A 15,602-nucleotide genomic window follows, 5' to 3' on the forward strand; every position below is an offset into this window, starting at 1 on the left:
GAGGGTCGGGAGTTCGAGTCTCTCACCGCCCACTATTAAAAGCACTATAGCCATGTCGGTTGTAGTGCTTTTTTTATTTTAGCTTATCAAAATCAACCGAATTTAGTGCTCAGTTGGTTTAGAGCATCCCGATTCCATCGGGAGGGTCGGGAGTTCGAGTCTCTCACCGCCCACTACAAAAGCACTATAGCCATGATGGTTGTAGTGCTTTTTTTATTATACTTACACAAATCCATCCGAATTTAGTGCTCAGTTGGTTCAAAGCATCCCGATTCCATCGGGAGGGTCGGGGGTTCGAGTCGCTCACTGCCCACTGTCAAAAAAGCACTATAACTAAGATCGATATAGTTCTTTTGTCATTTTTAAAACGCGCTACACATGTTCTACTTCTACATCCTCCACTCCAACGAGCTGGATAGATTTTACATCGGCCACTGCCACAATCCAGAAGACCGCCTCAAAAGGCACCTCTCCAATCATAATGGATTCACCGCAAAAGCTAAAGACTGGGAAATTGTTTATACGGAAGCATTTGAAGCCAAGACAGAAGCTTATGCCAGAGAACGGCAGGTGAAAAAGTGGAAATCAAAAGTCGCAATCCTCGAACTTATCAATAAGGTTTAATGCTCAGTTGGTTTAGAGCATCCCGATTCCATCACCAGCAACTGCATCGTAGTACTAGAATAATTCCCCGTAAACTTTAATCTATTGCGGTGCGCTGCACCTGGAAAAATTATGACTTTCAGGTTGGGGATAGATCGGTGCGCTGCACCTGGGAAATATAAATCCGGGTTGGATAGAGATCAGCGTGCTTCACCTGTCCTTTCTTCAATATTTTTTGAGAACAACCGCAATGGACAAAAGCCAAATTTACCTCTAACTATAAAGTCCCTCTGATCAAAACCTGCTCAATCCAAGTTCTACCACCAGCTTGCCTTCACTCCAACGAACATATCCACCCACCCACCAGTTAGAAAATGGAAACCCGGGCACCGGGATATCTATTCCAAATGACCAAAACTGAAAACGTGGACAAACAAGGCCTATTTAACAAAGAACTCAGCAACCTGTACGCCATCGCGAAACAAACCAATCATTATTTTAACGGCAGTGACATTTATTTTCTATCCGAAGGGGTGCAGCAAATGCTGATGGATTATTTGAAACTGATCTGCCAGACGGAAGAAATGGCATCCGAGGCGTTGGATCAGATGGACGTCAACCCGACCAATACGAAAGATTCCATCGTGGAGGAGATCACCGAAAATCTTCGCCAGATAGCTGACAAGGATTTGGACGAGCCGGTAAAGGCATTGAGTTATCAAATGTCCATCAACCGGCTGATGGGTTACCATTTGGCGAATATGGAAAATATCGCGCTGCTGGCGAAAGATCAAAAAGGACTACAACCGCTGCTTGCTTTGAGAAAAGACTTGTCCGGTTACAAAGAACAGCTTTTTGCATAGAGCGATTGCAACGGTTTTGACTTTCCGCGGATAGGTATCTACCAAAATTTTCACGATTCTTGAATACAACCAACTATGCCCTATTGCTCCCGCCCGGAGCGGTTGGACAGTTGCTTCCTATACAGGGATTCCAGAAAAGCGCCAAAAATACCCCCAACCGTGTAACTAACCAGATCACTCCACAAAAAGCCATAGCCCAGGATCAGGCCCCCCAAACGATTACTGCGTAGGGTATTGATCCAATGCCCCTGGTAAAGCTGACTCAGTTCGATCAGCCAGCAAAATGCGACACTGATCAGGACGACTTTCCAGGTGGGTAATCGGGTAAATACGAAACCGGTGATAAAAAAGAACATCAGTGCGTATAGCATATCCCCCAGATAGGGATAGATCACCGCCGGGACGAAACGGGTACGGGACAGTAAACCCAGACCGATCGTCAATATGATAAAGCCAAAATAATGTAAGCGGTTTCTTTGCATACCGGAGCGCGAATTGATGCCAAAAGAGCTTTACAGGACAACACCACTACCCTATTTACCCCAAAATACGATCACTCCCTTTTTGTTGCCGTTCAGGATATCCAGTTTACCGTCGCCGTTGATATCCCGGACTACCACGTGGATGCCGATACCGGAATTATCGTCGATCGTATGGCGCTCCCAACTCACGCTTCCATCTTCCCCCCGATCGAGCTCGAACCAATAGATCACCGGCGGTTCCTTTCCGCCCGGATCTTTACCCTGGTGGGCGTAGAAACGCTTGCCGGTCACAAAATCCGGCAGATCATCTCCGTTCATATCCAACATGGCGACACCGTGGGTCTGGGAGAAAGACGTGTCGATCAGATGGCGCTGGAAAGCGATCTCCCCTTCTTCGCCCGGTACCTGCTCGTGCCACCAGACGCCGTAGGCATGGGCGGAAGCCGAGAGGACGTCCTGATCGCCGTCGCCGTCAAAGTCATAGGCGTACATTTGGGAGCAGGGCAGCCCCAGGTCCGCCGGATGGAAGGTCCAGGGATAAGTGGACAGGTCCGCCGGTACTTCCCACCAGCCTTCCCGAACGATGATGTCTTTGATACCGTCGCCGTTGATGTCTCCCCAGCCCAGGCCGTGGGAATACTGCCGGGTACCTTCTTCCTGGGGCAGACCGATCGAACGGCCCGTCCAGGTAGTGCCACCCTTTTCGGCCGGAGGTTGAAACCACATCATTTCTCCCCGATCCTTATTACCGAACATTAGCTCCAGGCGGCCGTCTCCGTCCAAATCCACGGTCATCGGCGATTCGTTACAGGCGGTGGAGTCGATCAGGTATTCTTTCCAGTGCTGATCTTTATCTCCCGGATTTTCGTACCAGTAAACGCCCTCTCCGGGGAAATCGAAGCAAATGTAGTCCGCCCATCCGTCCTGATTGACATCCTCCGTAAAATTCAGAAAGGAATGACTGTATCCCTTGGTGTAATCAAAAGTTTCCGGTTGCCGGATCTCGTGCGGCTGCCAATCCGGCGCTTCGAACCAGTAATGACCGGCCAGGATATCCAGGTCACCGTCATTATCTACATCGGCTACATTGGCGCCCTCGGAGATGAACTGATCGTAGATCACCTCTTTTTCAAATACGGGATCCACACCTACGGTATCCGAAGAGGTTGGAGGGGTATTACAGGCTGCAATGGCTACTGCGATCAAAAGTGCCAGTGGATAAAGGCGTTTAAATGGATTGAACATTTCTTTTTTTTTATTCGAACAGGCGATCAGCAGATTAAACATAGGCTGAGATGCTGTCCGTTTTTTTAAACTGATCCAGGTTCACTTGCGTCAGGTATCGGACCGCAGGCTCAGCAAATAGGCCATCAGGTCTTTAAAGTCCGCTTCCGGAATACTTTCGCGGAAGGAGGCCGGCATCAGGGTATAGGCCGAAGGTTTCTGTTCGACGATCTCACTTTTTTCGATGGAAAATTCCTGTCCCTGTACGTCTGCAAAAACCACAACTTCCCCTTCTTCCCGACGCAGCAGACCGGATTTCACCGAACCGTCCCGCAGTTTCACGGTATACATGCTGAAGGCTTTCGAGATATTCCGGTTGGGATCCAGGATCTTTTCGGCGAGTGCCTGGGCACCCCAGTTGCCGATACCGTCCAGTTGGGGCCCGATATTGCCGCCCTGATCGCCAACTTTGTGGCAGATCCCGCAGTAGACCGAAAAATTACTCTTGCCCTTATCGATGGAATGTTCCGATGGTACGAAGCCCGCCAGGCGTTCGTTGATCACCTGATCGATATCTTCATCTGGAGGCAGGATATTAGCGGTCAGTGCGGTGTAGGTGTTCTGCTGACCAGCCGACATGCCGGATTGTAAACGTTCCATCACCTGCGGTTCCAACAGCAGGCGAGGGTTGATCCGCACCTCCGAGGCGGCATCCAGCAGGAAGTCGATGCCCGCGCGACTGTTCCCCAGATTCATAACGATCTCCTTCTGGGATTCGTAGGGGATATCCTGCATGTAGCTGGGGATAAGCTCCCGGCTTTCCGCACGCCCCTGATCACTCAGGGTTACCAGCCACATCTCTTTGAGGCGGGTGGGGATAGGATCGCCTAGGGCAGCTTCCATTTTTGCTACCACTTCCGTATTGCCCATCGCCAGCAGGGCCCGGGCGGCTTCGTTGCGCAAGTTGATGTCCGCCAGCGGAGAGCCTAACAATTGCTGTAATTCGGGTGCCAGTTGGCGAATATTGTAATCGGCCGCCATGCGGGTAGCAAAAGCTTGCCTTTCAACGGTCGTAGCCGGGCTGACGGGCGGGAAACCGATCACTGCCGGTTCCAACTCACCGATCCCAACTTCCTCTCTCCAGGCGGCGCTACCGTCCACCAGCCGAAGCAACACCGGTTTACCAGCCCATTCTTTTCCGCTCCAGCTAATTTTTCGGTTGGTGGTCTCTTCCGTCACTTCCGTCATTTGCAGCACTTCGCCGCTGGATGGATCGACCAGCTCCACCCGGTTTTCCGGTGGGGTTGGCTGCTGATTCTCTCCCGGAGGATTTTTGCGCCCCCGCAGGGTGAAGGTCAGCGTCTCGGGCATGTCAAAAGTCGGTGACTCGATGGTCAGCACATGATTGCCCGCGCCGCTCCGCAAATAGATCTTATTGGAAGCCGGGTCACTGGCGGTAGAATCTTCCACGATCCAGGAATTACCCCGGTAGGGCTTTCGCTCGATGGGGATGGTGGTCCAGCCACCGTAGGGCGCCAGCGGATCCTCCAGGAATTCGGTCGCCAGGCGGGTAGCCCAGGCCCGTCCTTTCTGGCCCATCTCTTTGGCGTCCTGCTCCATCCCCGCCAGCATAGATAAGAAAACCGGATAATCCTCGTCCGGGTTATCCTTGCCAATGGGCTCCAGGGCCGCCACCAGTTTATCCATATCCCGCGCCGGTAACCAGCGCGCAGCGTGTTTGGTATAGCGGCGTCTGCGATCCAGCGGCTCGGAAATATTGGCCAGGTGATTTAACAGGAACTGCCCGGCAGCCCGGTCATCTACGCCCACCATAACGTCCGCGAGCAGGCGGGCGTCTGCCTCCGTCCAATCCTGAGCATTTACCCAGGTTAGCACCTCTCCATCCCGGATCTGATCGCGGAGCGACTGCCGGATACTGTAGTAGAAATGTGTGTCTTCCTCATCTTCCGTTTTCAGTCGCTCCAGCAGCATCGGCACCTGCTCTTTGGCCGGATGCTGACTCAGTACCATCACCGCCTGTCGGCGAACGTGCGGGCTCTCGTGCTTGATCTGCTCCCGGGCGATATTCAGTAACGGTTCGGCCAGCTCGTTCATTTCAAACATGATCCGAAGGGCATGTGTCTGGATGGTATCATTTCCGTTATTGGCAGCCGACATCAGGAGGTTCTGCTCCAGACCATCCAGACGGTAAAGCATCCACAGCGCCTGGATCTGCGCGTAGGTAGTGGCGTTATCCGTGACCATTTTTTGCAGAACGGGTATCGCTTCTTTTCCAAAGTCATCCACAATCTTATCCGCGATGGCCATGCGCAGTGGTAAATTCGGGTGGTTGAGCAGTGCCGTCAGTTCGGTGAGAGATTTCTGCGCATAATTCAGCGGTTCGGCCGCACCGGCGCCTTTACCGGTGTATACGACCCGCCAGATGCGGCCCCGTTGGCGGTCCCTTCCGGGGTGATCCAGCGGTACTTCGTAGTGGCCGATGATCCGGTTGTAAAAATCGGCGATGTACAGGGCGCCATCCGGGCCGATCTTCACGTCCACCGGCCGGAACCAGGGATCATCGCTGACGATAAAATCTTCTTCCTGATTGATCACCGGGGTCGTTCCCTTCATCGTAAAGTTGCTGCGGGAAACCCGGCTGAGCACCACATCCCCGTAGTAAAAATTGCGCTTGAACTCCTCCGGGAACTGATCGGCGATATAGTAATCCAGGCCGGCCAGTGCGGTAGAACCGTAGTTATGCTTCATCAGGGCCGGTCCGAAGCCGATGCCCGTTGGCTGCTTGCCGAAGTGTGGATAATCCGCACCGCGAACCAGCTGGTAGACCGGACTGGTATGGCAATCCGTCGAGTAGGTATACCCCAATTCGTCGTAAGCATAGCCGTAGGGGTTTACCCGTCCGGTCGTGGTAAATTCCACATGACTGCCGTCCATGCGAAAACGGAACGTATTGCCGGAAGTCATTACAATAGTATCGCCGTCCGATCCGGCTACGGTAGAAGTATTGGAAAAACCGTGATCGGCGTGGATCCAGCCGTCCCAGGAGCGCACGAAGTTATTGACCATGCCGTGGGTATCATTGTACCGAAAACCGGTGTACAGTATCCGGCGTTCATCCACCCGGTCGTCCCCATCGTGATCGATGAGGTGCCAAATATTGGGGATGCTGTAGGCGATCACGCCATCCGGCACCACCTGGATACCGATGGGAATATTGAGGGAATCGGCAAAGGTGGTGATCTTATCAGCAGTACCGTCTCCGTCCGTATCCTCCAGAATGGAGATCTTATCTTTTCCCGCTCCGGTCGTATCCGGGAAGGGATATTCGTACGACTGCGTCACCCACATCCGTCCCCGGTCATCAAAGGACATATTGAGTGGCTTGCCGATCTCCGGTTCGGAAGCGAACAACTGTACTTCAAAACCCGGCGGAAGATTCAGCGCCATGCGCTCCTCTTCGGGAGATAGCGGATCGGTGTTGCGAATATTACGGCCGACATCAGATTGATCGGTGGAGGTAGTCGTAGTGACCGGTGTTTGTTTGCAGCTTAAAAAACCGGTCAGGAATAGGGCACAGAGGAATAGGCTTTGCAAAACCCCTTGGTGTTTTGTCATCATGATCAGGCTGGTTTTTCGACTTGAATTGGTTATCCAAGATAGGAAAATAAATTTACCGACAGCCCAGCACACTGCAAAATAGTACGCCGACCGGTAGCCGGTACAGGGTAGACGCCGGTAAGGAGCTGCTTACCCTAAGCGGGCCGAAAAAAAGTATCCCGGTTCATCAGGACGATGGACCGGGACTACTCAGAAATGTTTCCCTAAGAAATATTACTTTTTATCAAATTGATCTATTCTATTTACAGTTTTACCGCTTTCTACTATGCCTATTTTTCATTTTTCAAACTGGCCTGGGCCGCTGCCAGACGGGCGATAGGCACCCGGTAAGGAGAACAGCTCACATAGTCGAGTCCGACGCGGTGGCAGAAATCTACCGAGGCAGGATTACCACCGTGCTCGCCGCAAAGTCCCAGAGACAGGTTAGGATTACCTTTGCGACCTCTTTCTACTGCGATCTGTACCAGGCCACCCACACCATACTGATCGATCTCTTCGAACGGATCGTGATCCAGCAGCCCCTGCTTCAGATAGATCGGCAGGAATTTACTGGCATCGTCCCGGGAATACCCGAAAGTCATCTGGGTCAGGTCATTAGTACCGAAAGAGAAGAAGTGCGCATTCGGGGAGATGTAATCCGCCAGCATGGCCGCCCGCGGCGTTTCCACCATCGTACCGATCTGATATTCTACCCGCTCGTTGCGTTCGGCGAAGATGGTCTCAGCCGTAGCTTCGATCAGGTTTTTCTGCGCTTCGAACTCTTTTACTTTGGATACCAGCGGCACCATGATCTCGGGGATCACCCGAATACCTTTCATTTTCACATCCAGGGCCGCTTCGATGATCGCGCGTACCTGCATTTCCGTGATCTCCGGATAGGTGATACCCAGCCGGCAGCCGCGGTGCCCCATCATCGGGTTGGCTTCCTTCAGTTCTTCGATCTTATCTTTGATCACTTCGAGGGATACCCCCATATCATCGGCAATCTCCCGCTGGCCGGCCTCATCGTGCGGAATAAATTCGTGCAGCGGAGGATCCAGCAGCCGGATGGTCACCGGCAGATCGTGCATGGTCTCAAATAATCCTCTAAAGTCCTCGCGTTGGAACACCAGCAGTTTGTCCAGTGCGGTACGGCGTCCGGTTTCGTCGGCAGCCAGGATCATTTCCCGCATCGGGATAATCCGTTCCCCTTCAAAGAACATGTGCTCGGTACGGCACAGACCGATACCGCGGGCACCGAAGCGGAGAGCGGTAGCTGCATCCTCCGGTGTATCGGCATTGGTACGTACTTCCAGGCGGGTATACTTATCGGCAAGTTTCATCAGTTTCCCGAAGTCCCCACTCAGGGCGGGTTCCTGGGTAATGATCCGGCCTTCGTATACTTCCCCGGTCGAACCGTTCAGCGAGATCCAGTCGCCTTCACGGAAAGTCTGGCCATCAACGGTCATTGTACGGGCGCGGTAATCCACGTGGATCGCTCCGGCACCGGATACACAACATTTACCCATACCCCGGGCAACCACGGCGGCGTGGGAGGTCATACCACCCCGAGCCGTCAGGATCCCCTTGGCGACACTCATACCGCGCAGGTCTTCCGGAGAAGTTTCCATCCGCACCAGAATCGTAGGTTTATTGTTTTCCGCCCAGGATTCGGCATCATCGGCAAAGAAGACGACCTGACCGGTAGCCGCACCGGGTGAAGCCGGTAAGCCCTTGGCGATCACGTTAGCCGATTTAATGGCCGTCGGATCAAATACCGGGTGCAGCAGTTCGTCCAGTCGATGCGGATCTACCCGCAGCACAGCCGTTTTTTCATCGATCATTCCCTGGTTCAGCATATCGACGGCAATTTTAACCATGGCCGCTCCCGTACGTTTACCGTTCCGGGTCTGCAGGATCCAGAGTTTGCCGTCCTGAATGGTGAATTCGAGGTCCTGCATGTCGGCATAGTGATTTTCCAGGCGGGTCTCGATCGCAGCGAGTTCGCGGTATACTTCCGGCATGATCTCTTCCAGCGACGGATATTTTTCACGGCGCACCTCTTCGGTGATCTTGGCCAGTTCGGCCCAGCGACGGGAACCTTCCAGCGTGATCTGCTGAGGTGTGCGGATACCCGCTACCACGTCCTCTCCCTGAGCATTAACCAGGAATTCTCCGTTGAACAGGTCTTCGCCGGTACCGGCGTCGCGGGTAAAGGCTACCCCCGTGGCGCTATTGTCATTAAGGTTACCATAGACCATGGCCTGGACGTTAACGGCGGTACCCCAATGTTCGGGAATACCGTTCAGGCTACGATAAACCTGAGCCCGCTCGTTGTTCCAACTTTCGAATACGGCGCTGACCGCTCCCTGCAGTTGTTCCCAGGGATCGGTGGGGAATTCTTCGCCGGTCCGTTGCAGGATCAGCTCTTTAAATTGCAGCACCAGCTTTTTGAGATCACTGGTCGTCAATTGATTATCGTTGGCGACACCGCGCTTTTTCTTCATTTCATCGATGAGCACCTCAAACGGATCTTCGTCTTCCTTGCTTTCCGGCTTCAGCCCCATTACGACATCGCCGTACATCTGGACAAAACGCCGATAGGCATCCCAGGCGAAACGACTTTCTCCGGAACGCTGACTGAGTCCCTCAACTGCATCGTCATTCAACCCCAGGTTGAGTACGGTATCCATCATACCGGGCATAGACACCCGGGCACCGGACCGCACGGAGATGAGTAGTGGATTTTCCCGGTCCCCGAAACGGGTACCCATGATCTGTTCGAGATGAGCGATCCCCTGTTCCATTTCTTCCCGGATCGCTTCCATCAGGTCTTCCCGGCCTTTTTCGGTATATCTTGTACAAGCTTCGGTGGTGATCACAAATCCGGGAGGTACCGGAACACCCAGGCGGTTCATTTCGCACAGGTTCGCGCCTTTACCACCCAGGAGGTTTTTCATTTGAGCATTACCCTCCGCATTACCATCGCCAAATGTATAGATGTATTTGGTCTTTACGGTCTTGGCATCTTTCGGTGCCATGGTTTGAGTCATCATATGGGTAAAATTTTTATTTCTTGGAAACTCGAACCAAGTTAGTAGTAATAGGCTCCGCTGCCATTGACATTTATTTCCTGGGTAGATGATGCTTGTCAGCATACGGGTAGTCGGAGACCATCCGGTCTGGAACCAAAGCGTTCTTTAACCGCAATGCTACGGGACAGCACCGAATAACATTTGACCGATATGGATATCTTGCCTAGATCACCAGCAATGGAATGCGGGTATGCCGGGCCATAAGGCGGGTACGGCTGCGGTGGAACAATCGTCCTAAGATGCCGGAAGCGCTGCGATACATGATTAACAGGTCGATCTTTTCCCGTTCGATGAACTGATTCATATCCCGGATCAGGTCCTGCTTACTCAGGCGATGGGTCTTAACCGGTAATTGGGGAAACTGATCCCCCAGTGCCGTTTTCAGGGCCAGTAGTTGCCGGGGAGGTTCGTCGGCCGGCAGGTCGCTGAACCGCACCAGATGGACCTCCGCGTGCAGGGGTCGAAAGCGGTTGATCACCGCCGAAACCATGTCCTCCTGTACCCAACGGGGTTCAATCGCGTGGGCGATCCGGGAGATGGGAAGATCTCCGGTCTGTTCGGGGATCACGATCACCGGACAGCTGGTGTTGCCGACTACATCCGACGCCACCGTGCCCAGCATATTCTCCATGGCTTCGTGCCGGGCCCGGGTACCGATAACGATCAGATCGTAGGCCTGCGCTTTGATCCGGGCCTTGATCACGGAAATAGCATTACCAATTTCTACATGGGTGAAGATCTCCGGCCAGCCACCGTTTTTCCAGCGCTCCCGCTCCGCTTCGATCAGCAACTGTAACTTTTCCTCTACCAGATGACTTCTGGTAAGGGTAGCGGAGGCAGAAGGCTGTAGCGGCTGATCGAGGTTTTCCATCTGCGGATAGATGGCGTGCAGCAAATGGATCTCGGCGGTCAGCAGGGTGCCGATCCGCAGGGCGAAACGAAAGGCCCGCTCTGCTGTTGGGGAAAAATCCACCGGTACGAGTATTTTGGTCCTGCTTTTCATTTGCTTTAATAATCATGGTGACTGGGTTGCCGGTTGCCCCCATCAGATCATCTCTGACTTTAGGCAACCGGCAAATGAAAACCCTTTATATTAAAACCCTGCCATTAATTCGTTTTTTACCGCCCAGATCGACCTTTCCGATAGCAAATCTTTCCCTTTGCGGGGCAGCTTTTATCCAATCGGAAATATCCGGATCAAAGTTTGCCGGGAAGAAGAACAATGCGAGCTAAACAATATATACCCGATTACAATTCATGCCCACCAGGAGGCATAGATCCCGGAGGAACGAAACACCGGAGCCCGTCCAATAATTTGGCGCGCTAAGCCGGGAAATCGTCCTTTTGTCACCTATGCGTTTAAGGGCACATCCCCTCCATATTTAAATCCTGATTCGCGTGGCTCAGTTTGTGATCCGCAGCTTGGGGGACAGTTTGAGGAGTAAAGGCCGGCAACCTGGTTTAAAATACAAAGGATCCAGCCGGAAGGAGGTGATCAGCGCCAGGAAGCGGTATGATAGAGATCATAAATATTTTAGAGCCATTGTATAATTTTTTTGGGGAAATTGCGTTTTCCGTAGAAGTGAAATAGTGATATGCTATCTTATCTGGCACCCTAACCAATTATACTATGATCACCTCACTATTTCCAATGGATGCAGTATTGAGCACATTATTTGAAATATAGCAGCGCATCCTCCTGTCAGAAACTTTCGACTGTTACTTAAAACAAATATTCCGTCTTAACAATACGAGTCTTTTGTATTTGCTTTTGGCTCAAGGATTCTGACTGATTAATGATCAGTCTTCACTAAAATGAAAGTATTATGAAACAACTGTTGTTGTTTTTAATGGTTGCACCAACATTTATGGCCGTTAACACCAATCTAGCAGGGATCTCAAAAGCTCTGGGTGACGGTGATGCAACTGCTTTGGGAAATTATTTTGACGATTCGGTTGAGGTGGCTATCCTGGAACAAGAGGACTTTTATAATAAAACACAGGCCGTTGAAAAGGTCCGTGCATTTTTTCAAAGTCATCAGCCCAGATCGTTCAATCAGATCCATAAAGGAAGCTCGCAATCGAGCGATTCACAATATTGTATCGGCGACCTGGTAACCGCAGATGCGAAATACCGGGTGTACATCTACATGAAAAACGTCGATGGCAAAACACTCATCCAAGAACTGCGCTTCAACAAGGAATGAAGCGTTTAAAATGACGTAATGTCGATAAAGGGAAGTTGGTTTTACCGGCTTCCCTTTTTTATTTCATCCATTCGCAGGACGCCCAGTCCAAAAAGTGCAAAATCATACTTGACGGGGTCTTCCGGATCAAAAGCCCGCAGTTTTTCGGTAAGTTCCAGTACCGTTCTCCAGTCGGTCTGCTTACGGTCGATGAGGCCGTATTTCCGGGCCACCCGATCCACGTGCACATCAAGCGGCATGAGTAGTTGCCGGGGGTGGATCTCCCGCCACAGACCGAAATCAACACCACTTTCATCCCGGCGCACCATCCAACGCAAGAACATATTCAGCCGCTTACAGGTAGAATTCCGGGCGGGGGTAGCGATGTGCTTCCGGGTGCGCTGCGGCGCGTGCTCGAGGCTGAAGAACAGTTCGTGAAATCCCCGCAGGGCTGGTTCCACAGTTTCACTTTCCGGGCTCAGATGCCGGCTAAAAGCGGTCTCCAGCGAAGTGTGCTGCCGGTAGTACCACTGAAAGAATTCCAGAAAATAAAGGGTATCGGTATACTGAAAGGTCCGGTGCTTAAAATCCGCAAAGCGGGCCCGGTCTTTTTCCTCGTGGTTCAGTATAAAATCGTGGGGAGCTCCGTCCATCAGGTCGATCAGCCGGTGGGCGTTGTTGATGATGGTCACCCGCTGGCCCCAGGCCAGCATAGCTACCCAAAAACCGATGATCTCGATATCCTGTAGCCTTGTAAACTTATGTGGAATGGAAACGGGGTCCTTTTCAATAAAATCCGGCCCATTGTAGTGGGTGGACATCTCATCGAGAAAAACTTTCAGATCGGAAGGAATACTCAAATTTCTGTCTTTTTTGCCAACTGCTGCTTTTTCGGTACCAGGCGCTTATACATTTCCAGATTGATAAGGCCCATCCGCTGGGCGAGGTGGGATAGGGAAACCCTCAGCACGCCCAGTCCGTACTTGGCGCTCCGCGAAAAGTTGATACTCGAAGCTTCTTCAAAATATTTGGTCGGGCAGGTCACCTCCCCGATGTGGAAACCGGCGTAGATGATCTGCGACAGCATTTCATTATCAAAAACGAAATCGTCGGAATTTTGGTTGAAATTGATCGTCTGGAGGACCTCCCGGTTGAACGCCCGGTAACCGGTATGGTATTCGGAAAGCTTATAATTGACGAGCAGGTTCTGGGTAAGGGTCAGGAAGCGGTTGGCAATATACTTATAGAGCGGCATGCCGCCCTGCAGCGCGCCTTTCCCCAGTATCCGGGAGCCGAGTACCACCGGGTAGAGCTCATCCCCGATAATATTTACCATAGCCGGGATCAGCTTGGGGGTATATTGATAATCCGGATGGAGCATGATCACGATGTCTCCTCCCAGTTCCAAAGCCTTATTGTATAGTGATTTTTGATTGCCTCCGTAACCGCGGTTGTCCGGATGGACGATTACGTGTTGTATCCCGATCTTGCGGGCCAGGTCGGAGGTACCGTCTTTGCTGGCATCATCGCAGAGGATGACTTCATCTACCAGATCGAATGGAATTTCCCGATAGGTTTTCTCCAGCGTGAGTGCGGCGTTGTATGCAGGTAGTACGACGACGACCTTCTTTCCTTTGTACATCTGTCCGGTGTTGTTGTCGCCGCAAAGATAGAACAATTGTGAGGATTTAAGGATCCGATCATTTGATGAATAATCAAATCATCCCCGTACCCGATTATCGGATCAGCAAATTATTCGCTCAGCAGTCGGTGCAACTCACTTTTTACAAAGGCACCGAGTTCGGCAACATACTCGCGGGAGAAATCGAAAGAGATCCCGGCCGTAGCGTAGATCTGATGGATCGGCTTGGTATAACCCAAGGATAAAGCATCGACGTAGCTGCGGATGGCCTGCTCGGGTTCTTCCCGGTATTTTTTCCAGATGGCGATAGCGCCCAGTTGGGCCATCCCGTATTCGATGTAGTAGAAAGGAACTTCGAAAATATGCAACTGCTTGTGCCAAATGTATTCCGAATAATGCTCCAGACCTTCGCTGTCCACCACGCCGGAGCTAAAGGTGCGCAGCATGTCCATCCAGGTCTGGCGGCGCTCCTCTTTGGTATGTTCGGGATGCGTATACAGCCAGTGCTGGAATTTATCGATGGTAGCGATCCAGGGCAATACTTTCAGTACGTTCTCCAGTTGGGCGATCTTGGCCCGGCGCAGATCTTCCGGATCGGGGAAGAAAATATTCCAGTTATCCATGGTCAGTAATTCCATGGTCATGGCGGCCAGTTCGGCTACTTCGGAAGGTACCCGCTTGTGGGTGTTCAGCGGATGGTCTTTGGTAAGGAAGGAATGGATAGCGTGCCCGCTTTCGTGCAGGAAGGTCCGCATGTCGTTCAGGGTCTGGGTAGCATTCATGAAGATGAACGGAATGCCGGTCAGCATCAGCGGCATATTGTATCCGCCGGGACGCTTTCCTTTTCTGGAATCCAGGTCCAGATGGCCCATATCCTTCATGGTACTGATCACCTGACCGAACAGAGGGTTAATTTCCGTCAGACACTTTATGGATTTCTCCACCAGCTCGTCCGTGTCTTTGAAAGGTCGCAGCGGAGCTTGTCCGCTGGTATCTACGTGCAGGTCCCAGGGGCGCAGTTTACCCAGTCCCAGGGTGCTTTGCCGGTATTCATTCAGTTCGTCTACCAGCGGCAGGATCTCGAACTGGATCGATTCGTGAAAATCCAGGCATTCCTCTACCGTGTAATCAAACCGTCCCAGTTCGCGGAATTTGTAATCGCGGAAATTCTCATAGCCCGCATTCAGGGCGATCTGGTGCCGCTTTTTCAGCAGGTCTTCAAACAGTTCTTCCAGGTTGTTGGTATCCTGCAGGATGCGCTGATTGATCTTGTGGTAAACATTTTCCCGGCAGGTGCGATCCGTTTCCTCCAGCAGCGTGCCCGCTTTTTGCAGGGTCATCTGCCGTCCGTTCACGCCAATGGTCATTTCTGAAAAAATGCGGCCGTGCTCTTTGGAGCGCAGCTGTACATCGGTGGCCAGCGGAATATTTTCCTGACGAAAGAGATTGACGGCATTTTTGATATTACGGAGATAGATGCGGTATTTCGCGGTATCCAGTTGACGTATGAACGGCGAGTTGACCAGCTTGCGGTTGAGATTGTCCTCGCAGGCGATGATCCGTGGAGAAAGTTCCTGTACGGCATATTGGTAGAGCTCGGTGGCATCCTGGTCGCCGCTGTCCACAGTGATGCGGATGTACCGCCAGGAGAAAGCTTCACTGATGGCTGAATCCAGATCGTTCCGATCACAGATCCACTGCTCCAGTGCTGCTACTGAGTCAATATGTCGTTCTAGTAGATTGTCGTAAAAAATCTTAAGCGTTGCCCAATTGGTCAGTTCAAAGGAAGCAGGTAAAAAGTGCTCAACCTCCAATTGAGTAGTGGTCGCCGTAGCTCTCATAAGTCGTCAACTTTGTAGTAATACGTGACTATTTCATGGATTCGGGAA

The 15,602-nt window shown here is 51.9% G+C and carries 11 protein-coding genes and 2 tRNA genes; 5 read left to right on the forward strand and 8 right to left on the reverse strand.

From position 1 onward, the window contains the following. Positions 1-106 precede the first annotated feature (106 nt). The 4 genes from CRP01_RS39535 (at position 107) to CRP01_RS39545 (ending at position 1,466) form a co-directional block, all read left to right on the forward strand. Positions 107-173, forward strand: a tRNA-Gly gene (locus CRP01_RS39535). Positions 174-246: 73 nt separating this feature from the next. After that, positions 247-313 (forward strand) — tRNA-Gly (locus CRP01_RS42620). A gap of 65 nt (positions 314-378) precedes the next feature. Beyond that, positions 379-624, forward strand: coding sequence for a GIY-YIG nuclease family protein (locus CRP01_RS39540; RefSeq protein WP_099155638.1), 246 nt, complete (start codon positions 379-381; stop codon positions 622-624). Between the two features lie 404 nt (positions 625-1,028). Further along, positions 1,029-1,466 carry a hypothetical protein gene (locus tag CRP01_RS39545; protein WP_143473742.1) on the forward strand — a complete coding sequence of 146 codons (438 nt, stop codon included), beginning with the start codon at positions 1,029-1,031 and terminating at the stop codon, positions 1,464-1,466. Positions 1,467-1,546: 80 nt separating this feature from the next. On the opposite strand, the gene CRP01_RS39550 is transcribed toward CRP01_RS39545, so the two are convergent. The 5 genes from CRP01_RS39550 to CRP01_RS39570 form a co-directional block, all read right to left on the reverse strand. Continuing rightward, positions 1,547-1,948 carry a ribosomal maturation YjgA family protein gene (locus CRP01_RS39550; RefSeq protein WP_099155640.1) on the reverse strand — a complete coding sequence of 134 codons (402 nt, stop codon included), beginning with the start codon at positions 1,946-1,948 and terminating at the stop codon, positions 1,547-1,549. Between the two features lie 51 nt (positions 1,949-1,999). Further along, on the reverse strand, positions 2,000-3,193 hold the full coding sequence (locus CRP01_RS39555) for an FG-GAP repeat domain-containing protein (protein ID WP_170110742.1): 1,194 nt from the start codon (positions 3,191-3,193) through the stop codon (positions 2,000-2,002). Positions 3,194-3,283: 90 nt separating this feature from the next. Further along, positions 3,284-6,811 (reverse strand): PVC-type heme-binding CxxCH protein, encoded by a 3,528-nt coding sequence (locus CRP01_RS39560; RefSeq protein ID WP_099155642.1) that lies wholly within the window; start codon positions 6,809-6,811, stop codon positions 3,284-3,286. A gap of 269 nt (positions 6,812-7,080) precedes the next feature. Next, the gene (gene ppdK / locus CRP01_RS39565; protein WP_222845937.1) at positions 7,081-9,846 is read right to left on the reverse strand and encodes a pyruvate, phosphate dikinase; all 2,766 of its coding nucleotides are present in this window, start codon (positions 9,844-9,846) and stop codon (positions 7,081-7,083) included. 202 nt (positions 9,847-10,048) lie between these two features. Beyond that, the gene (locus CRP01_RS39570) at positions 10,049-10,888 is read right to left on the reverse strand and encodes a universal stress protein (protein ID WP_099155643.1); all 840 of its coding nucleotides are present in this window, start codon (positions 10,886-10,888) and stop codon (positions 10,049-10,051) included. Between the two features lie 823 nt (positions 10,889-11,711). On the opposite strand from CRP01_RS39570, the gene CRP01_RS39575 reads away from it, so the two are divergent. Continuing rightward, complete coding sequence (locus CRP01_RS39575) at positions 11,712-12,092, forward strand: DUF4783 domain-containing protein (protein WP_099155644.1); 381 nt, start codon at positions 11,712-11,714, stop codon at positions 12,090-12,092. 41 nt (positions 12,093-12,133) lie between these two features. On the opposite strand, the gene CRP01_RS39580 is transcribed toward CRP01_RS39575, so the two are convergent. The 3 genes from CRP01_RS39580 to CRP01_RS39590 form a co-directional block, all read right to left on the reverse strand. Further along, positions 12,134-12,892: a TIGR02757 family protein gene (locus CRP01_RS39580; RefSeq protein WP_099155649.1), complete on the reverse strand. Its 759-nt coding sequence runs from the start codon at positions 12,890-12,892 to the stop codon at positions 12,134-12,136. A 35-nt stretch (positions 12,893-12,927) separates the two neighbouring features. Continuing rightward, entirely contained in the window at positions 12,928-13,713 is a 786-nt protein-coding gene (locus tag CRP01_RS39585; RefSeq protein WP_099155650.1) for a glycosyltransferase family 2 protein, read from the reverse strand. 110 nt (positions 13,714-13,823) lie between these two features. Continuing rightward, a complete protein-coding gene (locus CRP01_RS39590; protein WP_099155645.1) occupies positions 13,824-15,554 on the reverse strand; it encodes a M3 family oligoendopeptidase in 1,731 nt (576 codons plus the stop codon). Positions 15,555-15,602 lie beyond the last annotated feature (48 nt).

The sequence above is a fragment of the Flavilitoribacter nigricans DSM 23189 = NBRC 102662 genome, from assembly GCF_002646595.1.
Lineage (GTDB): Bacteria > Bacteroidota > Bacteroidia > Chitinophagales > Saprospiraceae > Flavilitoribacter > Flavilitoribacter nigricans.

Bases quoted from the DNA above. Each gene is read 5' to 3' on its own strand.
- CRP01_RS39540 (WP_099155638.1), top strand. From the start codon at position 379: ATGTTCTACTTCTACATCCTCCACTCCAACGAGCTGGATAGATTTTAC.
- CRP01_RS39555 (WP_170110742.1), bottom strand. From the start codon at position 3,193: ATGTTCAATCCATTTAAACGCCTTTATCCACTGGCACTTTTGATCGCA.
- CRP01_RS39575 (WP_099155644.1), top strand. From the start codon at position 11,712: ATGAAACAACTGTTGTTGTTTTTAATGGTTGCACCAACATTTATGGCC.
- CRP01_RS39580 (WP_099155649.1), bottom strand. From the start codon at position 12,892: ATGTCCACCCACTACAATGGGCCGGATTTTATTGAAAAGGACCCCGTT.
- CRP01_RS39570 (WP_099155643.1), bottom strand. From the start codon at position 10,888: ATGAAAAGCAGGACCAAAATACTCGTACCGGTGGATTTTTCCCCAACA.
- CRP01_RS39550 (WP_099155640.1), bottom strand. From the start codon at position 1,948: ATGCAAAGAAACCGCTTACATTATTTTGGCTTTATCATATTGACGATC.
- CRP01_RS39590 (WP_099155645.1), bottom strand. From the start codon at position 15,554: ATGAGAGCTACGGCGACCACTACTCAATTGGAGGTTGAGCACTTTTTA.
- CRP01_RS39560 (WP_099155642.1), bottom strand. From the start codon at position 6,811: ATGATGACAAAACACCAAGGGGTTTTGCAAAGCCTATTCCTCTGTGCC.
- ppdK (WP_222845937.1), bottom strand. From the start codon at position 9,846: ATGATGACTCAAACCATGGCACCGAAAGATGCCAAGACCGTAAAGACC.
- CRP01_RS39585 (WP_099155650.1), bottom strand. From the start codon at position 13,713: ATGTACAAAGGAAAGAAGGTCGTCGTCGTACTACCTGCATACAACGCC.